Consider the following 427-nt stretch of genomic DNA (forward strand, 5'->3'; position numbering starts at 1 on the left):
AGCCTGTTATCCCCGGCGTACCTTTTATCCGTTGAGCGATGGCCCTCCCACTTGGGACCACCGGATCACTATGGCCGTCTTTCGACTCTGCTCGACTTGTCAGTCTTGCAGTCAGGCTGGCTTCTGCCATTGCACTCAACGAGCGATTTCCGACCGCTCTGAGCCAACCTTCGCGCGCCTCCGTTACGATTTAGGAGGCGACCGCCCCAGTCAAACTACCCACCACACAGGGTCCCGGATCCGGATAACGGACCGCGGTTAGACATCAAGCAGAACAAGGGTGGTATCTCAAGGGAGGCTCCACGCAGACTGGCGTCCACGCTTCAAAGCCCACCACCTATCCTGCACATGTTCGGCCTAATGCCAGTGTGAAGTTGTAGTAAAGGTGCACGGGGTCTTTCCGTCTAACCGCGGGAAACCTGCATCT

Annotated in this window: 1 rRNA gene; it reads right to left on the minus strand. The window is 57.4% G+C overall.

What is annotated here, in order from left to right:
• Positions 1–427, minus strand: a 23S ribosomal RNA gene (locus A3728_RS19135); the annotation flags it as partial.

It is taken from the genome of Sulfitobacter sp. HI0040 (assembly GCF_001634885.1).
Classification (GTDB): domain Bacteria; phylum Pseudomonadota; class Alphaproteobacteria; order Rhodobacterales; family Rhodobacteraceae; genus Sulfitobacter.